This is a genomic window from Halomonas sp. SIMBA_159, assembly GCF_046536035.1.
GTDB lineage: Bacteria > Pseudomonadota > Gammaproteobacteria > Pseudomonadales > Halomonadaceae > Vreelandella > Vreelandella venusta_A.
This window is the reverse complement of the sequence record NZ_JAWJBT010000007.1, coordinates 78,061-94,509: the sequence shown is the minus strand read 5'-3', so window position 1 is coordinate 94,509 and position 16,449 is coordinate 78,061. Positions and strand designations below refer to the sequence as shown.

Annotated in this window: 13 protein-coding genes; 6 read left to right on the top strand and 7 right to left on the bottom strand. The window is 54.0% G+C overall.

Going from position 1 to position 16,449, the window contains the following annotated elements; all coding sequences use genetic code 11:
* Positions 1–14 precede the first annotated feature (14 nt).
* Positions 15–3,569, bottom strand: a complete 3,555-nt coding sequence (locus R0J87_RS06300; RefSeq protein WP_498885060.1) for a hypothetical protein — start codon at positions 3,567–3,569, stop codon at positions 15–17.
* A 648-nt stretch (positions 3,570–4,217) separates the two neighbouring features.
* Between R0J87_RS06300 and R0J87_RS06295 the strand changes: the two genes are divergently transcribed.
* Positions 4,218–5,531: a hypothetical protein gene (locus R0J87_RS06295; RefSeq protein ID WP_498885059.1), complete on the top strand. Its 1,314-nt coding sequence runs from the start codon at positions 4,218–4,220 to the stop codon at positions 5,529–5,531.
* 3 nt (positions 5,532–5,534) lie between these two features.
* On the opposite strand, the gene R0J87_RS06290 is transcribed toward R0J87_RS06295, so the two are convergent.
* Entirely contained in the window at positions 5,535–6,053 is a 519-nt protein-coding gene (locus R0J87_RS06290; protein WP_404345532.1) for a zinc ribbon-containing protein, read from the bottom strand.
* A gap of 162 nt (positions 6,054–6,215) precedes the next feature.
* On the opposite strand from R0J87_RS06290, the gene leuS reads away from it, so the two are divergent.
* The 5 genes from leuS to R0J87_RS06265 all read left to right on the top strand — a co-directional run bounded on the left by leuS (position 6,216) and on the right by R0J87_RS06265 (position 11,821).
* Complete coding sequence (leuS, locus tag R0J87_RS06285) at positions 6,216–8,801, top strand: leucine--tRNA ligase (RefSeq protein WP_498885058.1); 2,586 nt, start codon at positions 6,216–6,218, stop codon at positions 8,799–8,801.
* Positions 8,798–9,310: an LPS-assembly lipoprotein LptE gene (locus R0J87_RS06280; RefSeq protein WP_404345530.1), complete on the top strand. Its 513-nt coding sequence runs from the start codon at positions 8,798–8,800 to the stop codon at positions 9,308–9,310. The genes leuS and R0J87_RS06280 overlap by 4 nt, the downstream gene beginning before the upstream one ends.
* Entirely contained in the window at positions 9,307–10,374 is a 1,068-nt protein-coding gene (holA, locus tag R0J87_RS06275; RefSeq protein ID WP_498885057.1) for a DNA polymerase III subunit delta, read from the top strand. Before R0J87_RS06280 ends, holA begins: the two co-directional genes overlap by 4 nt.
* Positions 10,375–10,473: 99 nt before the next feature.
* Positions 10,474–10,872 carry a PA2779 family protein gene (locus R0J87_RS06270; RefSeq protein WP_404345528.1) on the top strand — a complete coding sequence of 133 codons (399 nt, stop codon included), beginning with the start codon at positions 10,474–10,476 and terminating at the stop codon, positions 10,870–10,872.
* Positions 10,873–10,882: 10 nt separating this feature from the next.
* Positions 10,883–11,821, top strand: a complete 939-nt coding sequence (locus R0J87_RS06265; RefSeq protein ID WP_498885055.1) for a PA2778 family cysteine peptidase — start codon at positions 10,883–10,885, stop codon at positions 11,819–11,821.
* A gap of 68 nt (positions 11,822–11,889) precedes the next feature.
* On the opposite strand, the gene sthA is transcribed toward R0J87_RS06265, so the two are convergent.
* The 5 genes from sthA to R0J87_RS06240 all read right to left on the bottom strand — a co-directional run bounded on the left by sthA (position 11,890) and on the right by R0J87_RS06240 (position 16,449).
* Positions 11,890–13,281, bottom strand: coding sequence for a Si-specific NAD(P)(+) transhydrogenase (gene sthA, locus R0J87_RS06260; RefSeq protein ID WP_404466082.1), 1,392 nt, complete (start codon positions 13,279–13,281; stop codon positions 11,890–11,892).
* Between the two features lie 106 nt (positions 13,282–13,387).
* Positions 13,388–13,642 (bottom strand): (Na+)-NQR maturation NqrM, encoded by a 255-nt coding sequence (gene nqrM, locus R0J87_RS06255; protein ID WP_044628062.1) that lies wholly within the window; start codon positions 13,640–13,642, stop codon positions 13,388–13,390.
* Positions 13,643–13,859: 217 nt separating this feature from the next.
* Complete coding sequence (nqrF, locus tag R0J87_RS06250) at positions 13,860–15,092, bottom strand: NADH:ubiquinone reductase (Na(+)-transporting) subunit F (protein ID WP_404345525.1); 1,233 nt, start codon at positions 15,090–15,092, stop codon at positions 13,860–13,862.
* 69 nt (positions 15,093–15,161) lie between these two features.
* Positions 15,162–15,779: an NADH:ubiquinone reductase (Na(+)-transporting) subunit E gene (gene nqrE, locus R0J87_RS06245; RefSeq protein WP_044628064.1), complete on the bottom strand. Its 618-nt coding sequence runs from the start codon at positions 15,777–15,779 to the stop codon at positions 15,162–15,164.
* 1 nt (position 15,780) lies between these two features.
* Positions 15,781–16,449: an NADH:ubiquinone reductase (Na(+)-transporting) subunit D gene (locus tag R0J87_RS06240; RefSeq protein ID WP_404345524.1), complete on the bottom strand. Its 669-nt coding sequence runs from the start codon at positions 16,447–16,449 to the stop codon at positions 15,781–15,783.

Genomic DNA, 16,449 nt, shown 5'->3' with positions numbered 1-16,449 from the left:
TGTTATACGGCTCCTTAATATAGAACACCACCGCGTGAAATGATTCGTTCAGCGTCTCGGTCATAACTATCGGCCAAACCCCGTAAGGTCGTAGCTAATCGTTGGTATCCTGCATTCTCAACCTGATCGGCTCGCTGTCGATATTTTTCGGCCAGTGCTCTCTCAGGCTTGGCTTCCGGGTCAACTGTGTGGACACCTCGAGAGTTATAAATGCCTGTGCGATATCCATCACGTAGGCTAGAGCGCCCTCTGTTATTCAGAGCTTCTGCGATCACTGGATGAATCCATAAGCCATCTGGTCCCTCTGGAGAATTAACGAGCACATCCCCAAGCTGAATCATCGCAACATCATAATGCCCCGAGGCTTTGACTATCTCTTCCATAGTAGTCAGCCATTCCGCAAACGCATCTGGTTCGAATGCTCCATCCGCCCGAGTGCCTGGTACAACTTTCCATGTAGAAAGTAAGCGGTATGCATTAGTGGCAATATTGCGATGCTGTTCGGAGGGCTCTTCTGGCTCTGCGCCCTCGGAACGATAGATTAATTGAATAAGTTCACTGAAAAAGCTGGGGTCGGAAGCTAGCCTATTTTCCAATGTGACTGGGGAACCATCACTGTGCCTGTCAAGCAAAGACACATATGCCCACTCAACATGAAATAGCTTATCTTGATCGGTGCCGTCATTCTCTTGAAGAGCTTTAATGATTTCGGTGATGTGGTAGCTGTCAATTCTTCCAGTAGGCTCTTTAGTCTGCACTAGCGCCAACAAAGCGTCACAGGCCAATTCTGTGTTGATATCTTTCTTTCTATATAAGTCTCTCGTTAACCCCTCAATCGCAGCATTTGGCCTGCCGAATTCAAGTAACTTACCGAAAGCATACTCAGTATCGTCCTCTGTCTGATAGATATTAGCACTGGTGTTATTCCAGTACTCATTTTCGTTTTCACCAAGCAACTGTGCAGCTCTATCCCAGGCATTTCTCTCAAATGGCAAAGCACACAACAGTAAGGCTATCTGCTTTGGCTCCCAGCCAGCCTTGTTAATATCATCAAACCACTGCCAGTTACCCATGAACCTCCGACGCCATGCATAAGCAGCAACGAACGACCAAAGCTTATGATCTGCCATATCCAGCAAACCGGGTAAGAGTTCTGCATCAAACTCAGGTTGATCCATGTCCGCCAGCACGTCACCCACAAGATGGGCATTGGTAACTGTCTTAGCAAACTCTAAAACCAGAGGGAGGCCTCCTTCGCCCAAGATATCCCCTATGGCCGCTTTCCGTATTTGGAATAATTTTTCTTGTTCTTCCCGCCAATCTCCATCGCCTTCATAAAGATAAGCATCAGCATCTGAAAACAGGCGTTTATTCAGTAGGCTAGGGCTTTGGGGCGCCAATTGACTTGCTATTTCCTCGATTGGAAGCAGAAATTCGTCCCCCAAGGACCACTTAGCATCCGGAAAACGGCGATGACGGGCGACTAATTTGCACAATGCCCCCCAGAGTGGCAAACGCTCTTCCTCAGAGAGCTTTAAACAATGATCAGATGCCAGTTTATCTCTCAACATTACAGAGGCTGGCGATGGCAAGTGATCATAGTTACCCGCCAAAGACGCAAGTTTTACAATATCGAAGCCCGCTTGCTCAACAATCAATTCAGCACAAAAACGGGACTGCTTCCAATATTCGCTATTCGTAACACCTTTCTCCCATTCATCAGGTAATGTTTCTCTCCAGCTCGGTTTATGCGTTCCAGAAGTCGTTGTACGTTGATTTGGAAGTAAGCTTTCCAGCAACTTCCATCCGACTTCGGGCTGCTCAGCACAAATTGTCTTAAGTGCTGCCTGTCGCTTTTCAATGGAAGCTAATGTATGTGGTAACCAGGGAAGAAAAATATCTGTCAGCGAATTACCGGGCCTATTTACCCAGTTACCGCCCGGGTCATGTGAGGCTATCTCTGCTAAAACAACCACAGTGCGGATCAAGTAAGTCTCCTCCCAGGCGATCCCCTCAAGCGCCCATAGAAGACCAGTAATATAGTTTCTGCCGGAAATCCCCGTATCTTCTTGCTCAAATAGCCTATCAAAGGGTGAAGGCGTGGAAGCCATAGCGCTTTCTACAGCTGATAGAAACTCATCTGGACTCGCTTCTGACAGGGTTGGTATTAAGCTGTTCAGGCTACCCCAGCGAACCCAATCACTTTCATCGAACAATTCACGCACTGATAATGCTGCAATAGCATCAGCCTTGCCCTGAGTGCAATTAACTAAAGAGGTTGCCCGACTACCAATAAGAGCTAATGCTTCCGCCAAGCCCTCACGCAAATTGCCAGAATGCGGTAACACCTTCCCGTGGATAGCAGCCGCGTATCGCTCATCACTAGGCAGCTCAAAAGAAGGATCTTCAATTCTGAGTACATCTAGGGCGACGGCTTTGAAAGTATCCAAGTGATTTTCAAAAAGCCTGGCACCTAACTCCTGCCAAGATCTCAAACGATCTTTGAACCTCCATATTCCATTTTTATAAGACAACGGACAATCATGAACTTGCAAAGTCTCTCGCAGATAAACTATCCATTTGTTGTAGTCCTCGCCAACTATCTGCGTAACAACTACGATGTCTGCCTCATTACTTTCCTTCCAACTACCGATTAGACTTGCAATCGCCAGCTTTTGAGCCGATGAGTGCTGATTCCAATCAGTTGCAACTGAATGTACCTCACTGCCACCTTCTACTTCTCCTTTGGAAAGCTCTTTAGGTATATATGTGATCTCTCGCTCTCTGAAATGCTCGACCAAATCATCGGGCAGAGTATCAAGTGTGATAGTCCCCGCATATTGATTAAAGTTTTGTACCTCATTGACTATCTGGCACCAAATTTTATCAGGAATAGCTTTATTGAACTGAGCAATGTGCGAATTCAGCAGTGATGAAATGACACTTCCCCTTTTTGCAAGATCATAACCGAGAAGGTGAAAATGTTTAAGAAACTCGTATAAATCTTGCTCTTCAACATCACTGCCGTTATTGGCAAATTTGAGCTGTGCTTTAAAGGCTATCAGTTTATTCCTAACGTTATCTGAGCAAAAATTAGCCCTACCTACTTGAGTTAGAAATTCATTAGCGTCGCGCGTATGGCGGGCTTGTTCTAACAACCCATTAACACCATCGATATCAGTGGCATTGATTGGGCCTGTAATTAGAGCAATAATGTCTTTTCCTTTAGCAAAGACATCCGGATTATTAAAGTCATTCCAAGCTGCTTGAATAACCTCGGCAAACAATTTGCTCTTGGTGGTAATTGCTATCGAGTTTTTTACCTGCCCAAGTAACCGTCGGCGATCATTGTTTACTGGGTTTTTAACAAAAACTATTAGATCATCTGTGCCATATCCTGCTACTGAGCCCTGTAGTTTTATTTCTACGATTGGCCATGAGGGCAGGCAAGGAGCGTATCCACCACTTAACATCAAGGTAACAAATGTGGCCTGGATATTGGCCTCAAATCTGGCGCCTCCACTGCCTGTTGAAAAAGGATTACTGAGCTGCTTTCCATCCGTTGCCATTTATTGAAAAAGCCCCTTTTGTCTTGTTTTATTTCTTTGGTTTAGCATAATTTATTTTCATCAATGAGGCTCGATTTCAGCCGTATAACAGTGGTTATATGGCCTGCTTTATAACCCCGATAACTGTGCTTTCAAGGTCATTGATGTCATACAGCCCTAACCTATTGATTTTAATATCTACTTTCTTAGATCAGGCTACATATACCCTATTACCGTGCCCGCTCGCTGTACCTGTTCAATCATACTCTATTAACAAATTTAGCTTAGGTCACGCATTAGGTTAATTTTTCTGCTGTGTCTGATTGGCCTGCGTGGCGGAATCAGCACCGCGTTGCAGTGCTTCGCGGGTGCCTCACTTCGTTCGTTACGCCGCGCTACGGGATCGGTGGCGTTATCGTTGGCTTGGTGGCTTTATCATCGCGCGCTGAAGCGCCCTCCCACTCCTTCCATCTCTCACGTCTATCCCATCTCTCACGTCTATCCCATCTCTTCCATCTGTCATCTCCCAAAACTTCCATCTTTCACCTCTGTCACCTCCCACATCTGCCATCAATCACACCTTTCATCTCACTTACCCCGTCACTTCTTGCTACTAGCCTTCTCTTGCAAACCCGATTAGCCTGCTAACTCAACCAGTAAGGGATTGAGATGCAAGAGACAACGACGCGGCAGCGCTTGGCGGGGGTGTTGGTGCTGCTGGGGCTTTTGGCGCAGATTTTGGGCTTTACCGGGGCGGTGCCGACCGCGCAGGCGGTGAGCTATTTGCTGTGGACGGCGGTGGCGCTGCTGTGGCGGGATATTCCCAAGCGTTCGCGCATTCAGGCGGGGGTGTTGATTGCCCTGGGTGTGGTGATGCTGGTGGTGGCGCAAACGGTGTATAGCGCGAAGGTAAACTGGCCTGCCATGCTGCAAGGCAACGTGTTTGTGGCCACCATGCTGGTGGGCGTGAGCTTTATTTCGCTGATTGGCACCCAGGGCAATAAGCGCCCGCCGGGTAAACGGGTAACGGGTGCAGATGGCGTGCTGCGTACTTGGCTGGGGGTGCATTTCCTCGGCACGATTTTGAATCTTTCCACGGTGTTTATGGTGGGCGACCGCTTGGCCCGCCGTGCGCCGTTAACCACACCGCAGCTATTGGCGTTGAACCGTGGGCTGAGCAGCGCCGCCCTCTGGTCGCCTTTCTTTGCTTCCATGGCGGTAGTGATTGCCCTGGTGCCTTCGGTGCAGTACGCCCAGATTGCCGTGGTGGGTTTTCCGATTGCCATTCTCTCAGGGCTATTAACCACGCTAGAGCTGCGGCGGCGGTTTGATTTAACCGAGGTGGATGGCTTTTCGCTTTCGCCCCGCAGCCTGCTCATGCCTGCGGGCATGGCGGCGTTGGTGATGCTGTTTCACTTCTGGATCACGCCGTCGCTCACCATTGTCAGCATTATTACTTTTTTGCTGCCGGGGGTGGCGCTGTTAAGCAACCTGCGGGAAGGCCCGCGCTTTACCCTGCGGCGCATTCGACAGCACACCGTGACCCGGCTGCCCGCCATGCGTGGGGAAATTTCGCTGTTTTTAGCGGCGGGGTTATTAACATTAGGGCTTTCGACGCTGGTGGCTGCCGCTGCGGGCGATGAGTGGACGCTGTTCGCCCGCTTTGGCACGTGGCAGGCCATGGCTAGCTTTGCTGCCATTACGCTCAGCGCGCTGGTGGGGCTACACCCGATTATTGGCGTTTCCGTGCTGGCGTCTGTTTTGGATTTAACCGGTGGCGAGCAAACGCTGTTTGCCTTTGTGGCGCTAAGCGCCTGGGCGGTGGGCACCAGCGTGGGGCCGCTTTCCGGTATTAACCTTTCCTTGCAGGGGCGTTATGGGGTGAGCGGTTATCGCATGATGAAAGATAACCTGCCCTACGCGGCGATGATGAGCCTGCTCTCGCTGGGGGCGATTGCAGGCTTAAGCGCTTGGCTAGGTTAAAAATCAGGTTTCGATGATTTTATTGGGGAAGCGGTAGAAGTAGCGGTGGCCGCACTGGTGGCAGGGTTCTAGCCGGGCTACGTCGTTGAACATGACCTGGGTATCGCAGTGGGTGCAGGCCATTAAACCGGGGGCGGCGATTTCGCCTTCGCAGTAGTCGGCGCGGGCGGCTTCTAGGTCATCTTCGAAGCGTTCGCGGTCTACCACGCTGCGGTCGGCAATCGAAAGCAGCGATTCCGCCACTCGGCGGGAGAGCTGATCAATATCAATGCCTAGCCAGCTGGCGACCTGCTTGCCGGTATCCGCCATGTAGTAGCGCATGTCTTTTAGGTCGCGCTCTACCCAGGCGCGCAGCAGGGCAAGCTCGTCTTTGGTGTACTCTTCAAGCTCTGCTTCAAAGGCAACAGCGTCGTCCAAATCCTTTTGCAGGTTATCCCAGGTGAGCTCGTTGGCGCCGCCTTGCATGCGTTCCAACAGGCGCTCGTAGCCTTCGCGAAGGCGGTGATCGTTATGTTTTTCCATGGGTCCTCTCCTTTTGTTGCCACAGGTGCTGCCTATCATCGGCTAGCCGTTCAAGGATACACCTGCATAGGATACAATCGACGTTACTTATCTGACAGTCGTCATCTACTATTCACTTTGCGCCCTTTTTGGGCGAATGACCCCAAGGCATTGAAAACACCGATGGACGCACATTACAGCCCCCGTGATATCGAACGTGATGCTCAGCAGTACTGGGACAAGCACCAGTGCTTTAAAGCCGTAGAAGACGCCAACCGCGAAAAGTTCTACTGCCTATCCATGTTCCCCTACCCCAGCGGCAAGCTGCACATGGGCCACGTGCGTAATTACACTATCGGCGACGTTGTCTCACGTTTCCAGCGCATGCAGGGTAAAAATGTCATGCAGCCCATGGGTTGGGATGCGTTCGGGATGCCGGCGGAGAATGCCGCGATTCAAAACCAGGTGCCGCCCGCTAAGTGGACCTATCAAAACATTGATTACATGCGCAACCAGTTGAAGGCATTGGGCTTTGCCTACGACTGGAGCCGCGAATTCGCCACCTGCGATACCAGCTACTACCGCTGGGAGCAGTGGTTCTTCACCAAGCTGGTAGAAAAAGGCTTGGTGTATAAGAAGATGTCCACGGTGAACTGGGACCCGGTCGACCAAACCGTCCTCGCCAACGAGCAGGTCATCGACGGCTGCGGCTGGCGTTCCGGCGCGCCGGTAGAGCGTAAAGAGATCCCGCTGTGGTTCTTGAAGATCACCTACTACGCCGATGAGCTGCTGGCAGATTTAGATAACGTCGAGTGGCCCGAGCAGGTCAAAACCATGCAGCGCAACTGGATTGGTAAATCCCGTGGCGTCGAGCTGAGCTTTGATATTAAAGCCGCCGATGGCAGCGCCTGCGAGCCGCTGGCGGTGTACACCACCCGCCCGGATACGCTGATGGGCGTGACCTACGTGGCCGTGGCCGCTGGCCACCCGCTGGCGAAACAGGCCGCCGAGCAGAGCAGCGAGCTAGCGGCGTTCTGTGAAGAGTGCGCCAAAGGCGGCACCTCTGAAGCGGAAATGGCCACCAAAGAGAAGCTGGGCATGGCCACGGGCCATAAAGCCATTCACCCGTTAAGCGGTGAAGAAGTGCCGGTATTCGTGGCTAACTTCGTACTGATGGAGTTCGGCACCGGCGCGGTCATGGCCGTACCCGCCCACGACCAGCGCGACTGGGAGTTTGCCACCAAGTACGGCGTTGAGCTGAAGCCGGTAGTGGCCGACGCGCACGGCAATACTCCAGATATCTCGGAAGGCGCTTACACCGAGCACGGTACGCTGATTCATTCCGGCGAGTTCGATGGCCTGGAATTCCAAGCCGCGTTCGATGCCATTGCCGCCAAACTGGCCGAGCTGGGCCGTGGCGAAGTAAAAACCAACTACCGCCTGCGCGATTGGGGTATTGCCCGCCAGCGTTACTGGGGCGCGCCGATTCCGGTGAAGTACGGCCCGGAAGGTCAAACCGTGCCGCTCTCCGATGAAGAGCTGCCCGTCGCGCTGCCCATGGAAGTCACCGTGGATGCCTCCGGCTCGCCGCTGAAGAAGATGCCCGAGTTCTCCGAGCTGGGCGATGGCTGGGTGCGTGAAACCGACACTTTCGATACCTTTATGGAGTCTTCCTGGTACTTCGCCCGCTTCTGCTGTGCGGATAACCACGAATCGATGCTGGATGAGCGCGCCAACTACTGGCTGCCGGTGGATCTCTACATTGGCGGTATCGAGCACGCGATTCTGCACCTGCTCTACGCCCGCTTCTTCCACAAGCTGCTGCGCGATTTCGGCATGGTCGATTCCGACGAGCCGTTCCAGCAGCTGCTCACCCAAGGCATGGTGATCGCCGAAACCTTCTACCGCATTAAAGATAACGGCGGTAAAGAGTGGTTTAACCCCGCCGATGTGGAAGTGAAGCGTGATGAGAAAGGCCGCCCGCTGAGCGCCATGTTGATGAGCGACGGCCAGCCCGTTGAGATGGGCGGCATCGAGAAGATGTCCAAGTCGAAGAACAACGGCGTTGATCCACAGTCGATGATCGACAAGTTCGGTGCCGACACCGTGCGCCTGTTTATGATGTTTGCCGCGCCCCCTGAGCAGTCGCTGGAGTGGTCAGATTCTGGCGTTGAAGGCGCGCACCGCTTTATGAAGCGCGTGTGGCGTCAGGTGAGCGAGCATCTGGAAGCGGGCACTCCAGGCACATTGAACGTCGATGCACTCAACGACGACCAAAAAGCACTGCGCCGCAAAACCCACGAAACCATTAAGAAAGCCAGCGACGACATTGGCCGCCGCACCACCTTCAACACCGCCATTGCCGCAGTGATGGAGCTTTCTAACGCGGTCGCCAAGTTCGACGATACGTCCGAACTGGGCCTCGCGGTTAGCCGTGAAGCGCTGGAAGCTTGCGTGCTGCTGCTGGCCCCGATTACCCCGCACCTGTGTCACACCCTGTGGCAGCAGTTGGGCCATGAGCAGCCCGCTATTGAAGCCCAGTGGCCGAAAGTAGACGAAGCCGCCCTGGCCCGCGACAGCATCGAGCTGGTGGTACAGGTGAACGGTAAACTGCGCGCCCGCCTGGAAGCACCGGCCAGCGCCGACAAAGCCGCCATCGAGCAGTTGGCGATGGAAAGCGAAAACGTCCAGCGCCATTTGGAAGGCAAAACGGTTCGTAAAGTGATCGTGGTGCCCGGCAAGCTGGTTAACATTGTGGTGAGTGGATGAAGCCAGCCCAACCCATAACGCGCCGTCGTTTCCTCGCGCTTAGCATCGCCGCCTCGGCGGCGGTGCTGCTCAGCGGCTGCGGGTTCCGCCTGCGCGGTACGGAATCCATGCCGCGCCTGCCTGCACTCGCGTTGGAAGGTAACGATAACAGCGCCCTCGCCCAGCAACTGCGTACTCGGCTGCTGCAGTTAGGCACCGAGGTAGAGAGCGGCGCGCCCTGGCGCGTCACTCTGGGCACGCCTTCGCTACAGGAGCGGCGCATTGGCACCGATGGCCGCGCCAGCCGCGAGCATGAGCTAACGCTTAGCACCACGCTCTCGGTACAGCAGCGGGATACCAACGCCTACGCGCTTAATAACACCACCCTGGCCACCAGCACGCGGATTCGCGTGAGCGATGATGACCTGCTGAACCGGGAAACGCTGTTTCAAGAGGCAGAGCAAACGCTTACCCGCCAGCTGGCTCAGCGTATTGTGGAACGCCTGGCTAATCTTGAGGCGTTGCGGTGAAGGTATTTGCCGACCAATTACCCGCCGCCCTGGCCAAAAAACTGCCTAAAGCGGTGATTGTGGCAGGCGATGAGCCGCTACAGCACCGCGATGCCTGCGACGCGGTGCGCGCCGCCGCCCGCCAAGCGGGCATAGAAGAGCGCGAAGTGCTGGATGTAGAGCCCAACTTTGCCTGGGGGCGGCTCTTGGAAACCGCTAGCAACCTCTCGCTGTTTGCGACCAGCAAACTGTTAGAGCTGCGCTTAGGCACCCAAAAGTTAGGTCAAGAAGGCAGTAAGGCGCTCGCTCAATACGCGGAAATGATGGATGGCAGCGATGACCTGCTGCTGGTCAGCATGGGCAAGGTGGATGCCAAGCAGCAGAAAAGCGCCTGGTTCAAAGCATTAGATAAGCAGGGAATCTTTGTTCCCGTATGGCCGGTCGATGCCTCACGGCTTGGCTATTGGCTGCGGGATAGAGCGTCTCACCACGGCCTGCAAATTGACCTGGAAGCGGCCCGGCTGCTGGGTGAACGCACCGAAGGCAACCTGCTAGCGGCTGATCAAGAGCTGCAAAAGTTGGCGTTGATCTACCCGGCCAATACCCGGCTCAACGTCGAACATATTGCCCAAGGCGTGGAGGACAGCACACGTTTTGATGTCTTCAACTTGGCGGATGCGTGCTTAAAAGGTGAACCCAGCCGCGCCTCGCGCATTGTGAACGGCCTAAAAAGCGAAGGCGTCGAAGCGCCGATTGTACTGTGGGCGCTTACCCGTGAACTGCGTACCCTGCTGTCGCTGCATCAGCATTTGGACCAAGGCCAAAGCTTCGAGCACGCCTGCAAAACCCAAAAGCCGATGATTTTTGATAAGCGCCGCCCTGCGTATCAAAAAGCCATTAGCCGCCTTTCCATGAAGCGTTTACACAAACTGCTTTTAATGGCTCAGCGTTTGGATTTAGCGGTGAAAGGCGCTTCCGCCGTGCCGCTTTGGCCGGGGCTGCACGACCTAGCCATGACCATGGCAGGCGCGAAAGGCATCCTGGCGGAAACGCCCTGGACCTATCGCATTAGTGCAAATAATTAGCACTTTGCATTTTTGCCTTAAAACCGCTGCTGTTTGTTTCTATACTATTCAACAGGCTACTAACGGCCTGCTCCCCCGATAAGTCTAAGGATGAAGACGATGAAAACAGTGCGTGCTTACCTCTCGACCCTTTTGATTGCTGCGTTAGTGCTTGCCAGCCTGCCCGTTGTGGCGGCTCCTACCGCCCCGCAAGGCATGGATCTGGTATCAACGCAGTCTGTTTTAGCAGGCGACCGTGCCGGTGCGGACCGCGAGCGTATCAATGAAATCCTCGCCCGTGCCGATGTGCAAGATCAACTGCTAAAGCAGGGTGTTAATCCTGACGACGTTGAAGCGCGTGTCGCGGCCCTAAGCGATGCCGAAGCCCAGCAAATGGCGCAACAGCTTGAGCAACTGCCTGCCGGTGCCGGTGTGATCGGTGCGCTGTTTGCAGTATTTGTGATTCTGCTGGTAACGGACATTCTCGGCCTGACCGATGTTTACCCGTTCACACGCTAATTCATCCGCGATGATGAACCGTTATGTTAACGCCCGCACTGCGGGCGTTTTACTGTTAAGCCTTCTGATAGTGCTGTTAACCGGCTGCGCACGAAGCCCGGTACTGCTTGAGAGCACCAAGGCCAGCCTTACCCCGCAAACCGAGCTTACCGAGGTGCCGTTTTTCGCCCAGACGGAATACCAGTGCGGCCCCGCCACCCTGGCCATGGTGCTCAATCACGAAGGCGTAGAGGCTAGCGTAGACGAGCTGATTCCTCAGGTATTCTTGCCAGGGCGTGACGGCAGCGTGCAACCGGAAATGCTGGCCACGGTGCGCCGCTACGAACGGCTGGCCATACCCATCCGCGGCACCATGGATGCACTACTGACGCATTTAGAAGCAGGCGACCCGGTGGTAGTGATGCAGAACCTTGCCCTGCCCGCTTTTCCCATGTGGCACTACGCGGTGGCGATTGGCTTTGATTTGCCCAACGAGACGCTGACACTGCGCAGCGGTGAAATTGAGCGGCACACCCTGTCGTTTAGCCGTTTTGATGCTACCTGGGCGCGCTCTGAGCGCTGGGGGTTTGTGGTTAGCGAGCCGGGCAGCCTCCCGGAGGCTGTTACTGCCCGCAATGCGCTAGAAGCGATTAGCGCCTTTGAAGAGCAGCATGGGCCTGTAAAAGCGCTCAGCAGTTGGCAGGCGTTTGGCGAACGCTTCCCCGCCAACCCGTTGGGGCAGTTCGCGTTAGGCAATGCGCTTTACGCAGCAGAACAACCACAGGCAGCATTAGATGCGTTTGAAGCCGCTACCCAGCTAGACCCCGCCATGGGGGCCGCGTGGCTAAACTTAGCCATCCTGCAGCTTCAGCAAGAGAACAGCACCGCCGCTAGGGAATCACTACGCCAAGCCGCTTCACTAGAAGGCGAATGGCAGCCCCGCGCTCAGCAGCTGTTGGAATCGCTATAGAGGGCATGGCTAACGGAAGGTGATGGTAAAAACACGAAGGGGGCACAGCGCCCCCTTTTTGTGGCCGCTTAAAAGACGCGGTTTAAGCCATTTTGCGCCGCCACTCGGTAGGCTTCCGCCATGGTCGGGTAGTTGAAGGTGGTGTTCACGAAGTACTTCAGAGTATTCGCTTCGCCCTTCTGCTGCATAATCGCCTGTCCGATATGCAGAATCTCGGAAGCTTGGTCGCCAAAGCAGTGAATGCCCAGAATCTCTAGCGTGTCTTGGTGGAACAAGATTTTTAGCATGCCCACCGTATCGCCAGTGATCTGGGCGCGAGCGGTGTCTTTAAAGAACGCTTTGCCCACTTCGTAGGGTACTTTGGCCTCAGTCAGCTCACGCTCATTGGGACCAAAGGAGCTGATTTCTGGAATGGTATAGATACCGGTCGGAACATCGCTAACGAAGCGGTACTCTTTTTCCAGCAGCTCGTTGCAGGAGTTCAGGCCTTGGTCATAAGCGGCACTGGCCAAGCTTGGCCAACCAATCACGTCGCCCGCCGCGTAAATATGCGGAATCGACGTACGGTAGTGCTCATCCACACTGAGCTGACCACGCCCATTGGCTTCCATACCGATATTCTCAAGCCCTAAGCTATCGGTGTTGCCGGTACGGCCGTTGGCCCATAAGAAGGCATCGGCGCGAATTTTCTTACCGGATTTCAGGCGTACCACTACGCCTGCTTCGTCGCCCTCTACACTGGCATACTCTTCGTTATGACGAATCAGCACGCCGTGCTTACGCAGGTGGTAAGAGAGCGCGTCACTGATCTCATCGTCCAGGAACGACAGCAGGCTATCCCGGTTGTTGATCAGATCTACCTTCACGCCTAATCCCGAAAAGATAGAAGCGTACTCACAGCCGATAACGCCCGCGCCGAAAATTACCAGCGTACGCGGTGTGTGGGAAAGGCTTAGGATAGTATCGGAGCAGTAGATACGCGGATGGCGGAAGTTGATATCCGCAGGGCGATAGGGGCGCGAACCGGTGGCAATGACGATTTTTTTGGCCACCAACTCTTCCATACCCTCTTGGCGGTCACGCACTACAACGGTGTGCTCGTCTTTGAAGCGGGCGACGCCGTGGAACAGGTCAATGCGGTTACGCGCATAAAAAGTGGTGCGCATTTCAACCTGTTTGTCGATGGTACCGCGCGAGCGCTCCATGACTTTCGGGAAGGAGAACCAGCGGGGTTCACCGATGTCGCGGAACATGCGGTTGGTATTGAACGCCATGATCTGCTTGACCTGATGGCGCAGCGCTTTTGACGGAATGGTGCCCCAGTGGGTGCAGTTACCCCCTACCTGGGCCTGCTTCTCAATAATCGCCACCCGCATACCGTGCTTTGCAGCATTAATGGCCGCGCTTTCCCCGGCGGGGCCGGTACCGATCACCACGACATCGTAATTGTGAACCGCCATACGGTTTGGATCTCCTTGTTCCCTGTCATCATGCACTCATTAGCACATACGTAAACGCCCGCGATTAAGCGAGCGTTTGAGGTTATGTCACGCGTAGCATCAGCGGTTAGCGGCGCGTTGCGTCGTAACCTAGGTCGGCGCCACGGCTTTCATCACTGCGACGGCGTACGCTGCCGCGTTTGCGGTTCTCTTCTTCGCACACTTCATCTTTACCGCCGCAGATATCGCAGCCATCTTTCATTCCGATTTGATTAAGCCCACCGCAAGAACCTGCAATGGGTTTACGCCCCATCAGCACGCCAACGGCCATCGCACCCATAATCAGTGCCATAAAGCCAAATACCAGTAGCCAAATTGCCATGTTGTCCTCCCAGCATTGCATCAAGTGCCACACTTCTCGACAACGGTCATGCCGATAAGTGCCTGAACATTTGACGCCTATTGTACCCCAGCCGCTACAAAATGATCAGGCATGGCGTAGTTTTTCGGCATTGTGAGCACAAAACAATAGTGTCCACAAAACAAACGGGGCTAGCCCAAAGGCTAGCCCCGTTACTAACGCGTGCGTGAACGCAGCATTAGCCGCCGAAGTCATCCAGCAGGATGTTTTCTGGCTCAACGCCCATATCAAGCAGCAGCTTAATAACAGAGGCGTTCATCATGGGCGGTCCACACATGTAGAACTCACAATCTTCAGGCGCAGGGTGGTCCTTCAGATAGTTTTCGTACAGCACGTTGTGGATGAAGCCTGTCGGCCCTTCCCAGTTGTCTTCCGGCTGCGGATCGGAGAGTGCCAAGTGCCACTCAAAGTTCGGGAACTCTTCCGCCAGCTGGTCGTACTCTTCGTTGTAGAACGTTTCACGCCAGGAGCGTGCACCGTACCAGAACGAAATTTTACGCGTCGACTGCAGACGCTTGAGCTGGTCGAAGATATGGCTACGCATCGGGGCCATACCTGCACCACCACCGATGAAGACCATTTCGGCATCGGTATCGCGCGCGAAGAACTCACCAAACGGACCCATCACGGTCACTTTGTCACCCGGCTTCAGGCTGAATACGTAGGTAGACATCAGACCCGGCGGATGGCTGGTGCCAGGAGGCGGCGTTGCGATACGAATGTTGAACTTGAGGAGGCCTTTCTCTTCCGGATAGTTCGCCATGGAGTAGGCGCGGATGACTTCCTCGTTGTTCTTGTGGGAAATATCGAACAGACCAAACTTTTCCCAGTCGCCACGGTACTCTTCTTCGATATCGAAATCAGAGAACTTGATGTCGTAGGGCGGTGCAACCAGCTGAACATAACCACCGGCACGGAAGGCAACTTCTTCACCTTCAGGCAGTTTCAGGTTCAGCTCTTTGATAAAGGTCGCGACGTTCGGGTTGGCCGTGACTTCGGTTTCCCACTTCTTCACGCCGAAGACTTCTTCCGGCACTTCTACTTTCATGTCCTGTTTCACAGGAACCTGACAAGAGAGGCGCCAGCCTTCTTTCTTCTCACGCATGGTGAAGTGCGACTCTTCGGTCGGCAGGATAGAACCGCCGCCCTCTTCCACTCGGCACTTACACTGGGCGCAAGAACCGCCGCCACCGCAAGCTGAAGAGAGGAAAATACCGTTGGCCGCCAGGGTGTTCAGAAGCTTGCCGCCGGCCTGGGTCTTCAGGGTGTGCTCGGGGTCGCCGTTGACTTCAATTGTCACGTCCCCGCTACTCACTAGCTTGCTGCGCGCTGCCAGAATGATCGCCGTTAAGCTAATAACGATGACCGTGAACATGACAACACCGAGCAAGATGACAGATGTATCAACCATGTCGGTTTCCTATTGCTGAAGGTTTTATGTACCTCGGCAGCCTAGGGCTGCCGAGAAAACCGGCTCCGATTAAAGCTGAATGCCTGAGAAGGACATAAAGCCCAAGGACATTAAGCCAACGGTGATAAACGTAATGCCAAGACCCTGCAGGCCACCAGGCACATCGCTGTACTTCAGCTTTTCACGAATACCTGCCAGAGCAGCAATTGCTAGCGCCCAACCGGTACCTGCGCCAAAGCCATAAACCACGGCTTCACCGAAGTTGTAACTACGCTCAACCATGAACAGTACGCCACCAAGAATGGCGCAGTTTACGGTGATCAGCGGTAGGAACACGCCCAGCGCGTTGTAAAGCGACGGTACGTACTTATCAAGGAACATTTCCATGATCTGTACCAGTGCCGCGATAACACCGATGTAAGAGAGCAGACCCAGGAACGACAGGTCGATATTCTCTGCACCGCTAATGCCGGTCCAGGTCAGCGCCCCTTCCTGCAGCAGGTAAGTGAATACCAGGTTATTGACCGGAACAGTAATCGTCAGTACGACGATAACCGCGATACCCAGACCAATTGCAGAGGACACCTTCTTAGATACCGCAAGGAACGTACACATGCCCAAGAAGAAGGCGAGTGCCATGTTCTCAACAAATACCGAAGCAACGAAAAGGCTTAGATAATGTTCCATGTTACACGGCCTCCTTCGGCTTGGTGTTGTGCTTCATCTTGAACTCGTTCTCTTCCACCTGCTCGGGGTTGACAGAGCGCAGCACCCAAATCAACAAGCCGATGATGAAGAAAGCAGACGGCGGCAGCAGCAGCAGGCCGTTGGGTACGTACCAACCACCGTTCTGGATGGTCGGAAGCACTGTGAAACCAAACACGCTGCCAGCACCCAGCAGTTCACGAACGAAACCAACGACCATCAGCACGAAGCCGTAACCCAGGCCGTTACCGATACCGTCCAGGAACGACATGCCCGGCGTGTTGGACATTGCGAAACCTTCCGCACGACCCATCACGATACAGTTAGTGATGATCAGACCCACGAAAACCGACAGCTGCTTAGACATTTCATAAGCGTAGGCTTTCAGGATCTGGTCAACCACGATTACCAACGAGGCAATAATGGTCATCTGAACAATGATACGGATCGAGGATGGAATATGGTTCCGGATTAACGATACGAACAGGTTCGAGAAAGACGTTACAAAAATTACCGCCAGGGCCATAACCAGCGACACGCTCATGCTGGTGGTGACCGCCAACGCAGAACAGATCCCCAAAATTTGTAGCGCAATGGGGTTGTTCTTAAAAATCGGCGCCGTTAAAACGCCTTTTGCATTTACATCCGCCAT